General features: G+C 78.8%; 2 protein-coding genes. Both read right to left on the reverse strand.

The window, feature by feature from the left end:
• Positions 1-644: SRPBCC family protein (locus FNQ90_RS24960; protein WP_182608400.1), on the reverse strand; the 644-nt coding region annotated here is incomplete at its 3' end.
• A 10-nt stretch (positions 645-654) separates the two neighbouring features.
• Complete coding sequence (locus tag FNQ90_RS27845) at positions 655-936, reverse strand: DUF2617 family protein (RefSeq protein ID WP_228471589.1); 282 nt, start codon at positions 934-936, stop codon at positions 655-657.
• Positions 937-938: the final 2 nt, after the last annotated feature.

Here is a 938-nt window from a genome sequence, read left to right on the forward strand (position 1 = left end):
CCGTCGGGGCGCTCGTCGGCCGGGTCCGGGTTCCCCTCATGCCCGTCCCCCTCGCCCTCGGGCCCCTCGGGGGACCGTTCGGGGTCCTCCGGCTCCCCGGCGCTCCCGGCTCCATCGGAGGTCCCCCTCGGGCCACCGGCCGCGGGAGTCCCCGGCCGGGCCTCCCCCGTGCGGGGGACATCGGCGCCGGCGCCGTCCCCGTCCCCTCCGTCGGTGGGGGAAGCGACCAGCGCCTCGGCGAAGCGGTCCAGGAGGCGTCGGGCGGCGGACTCCCGCTGCCCGGGTTCGATGTCCGCGAGACGTCCCCCCGCCCGGACGGTTCCGCTGAAGACGAGGGTGGTTCCGGTGTCGTCGGCGGCCGAGCGGGGCACCACCTCCAGCGTCAGCCGGACCTCGCCGTCACCGCGCGCCTCGACACCCTCGGCGGTGACGATGAACCCCTCCCCCCGCTCCACGGCGACCAGGGTGCCGCGGTAGGTGATGGTGGAGCCCCCGACGCGGACCCGCAGGCGCCCGCCGGGGGTGCCGGGCGCGGAGTCGGGATCGGGGTGGAACCCCGGGACACGGGTCAGGGCGCGGGCCGGGTCGGCGAGCGCGGCCCGCACATCCGCGGCGGAATACGGGATGTACACCTCGTGCTCCATGGGCCGGAGCCTACCCACCCGGAGGGGGACATTCCCCGGATCCACCACCCGGCGGGCGGGTCCCCTCCGGTACCCCGAACGGCCCCGTGCCGGCCGGTATCGGTCCCGGGGCGCCGCTCCCGGGCCGCGGGCCCCGCCGGGGACCCCGGGCGGCGGGGATCGGAAGGACCCCGGGGGCGGCCCCCGGCGAGGCGGTGGTGACCCGCCCCCGGGTGACGACGACGGCGCCCTCGTCCGGGTAGGTGTGCCAGGTCTCCCACTCCACCCCGCCGGGGCGACGGTGGGCGATCAGGG

Origin of the sequence: Streptomyces alkaliphilus, assembly GCF_014141535.1 — a bacterium.
Classification (GTDB): Bacteria; Actinomycetota; Actinomycetes; order Streptomycetales; family Streptomycetaceae; genus Streptomyces; species Streptomyces alkaliphilus.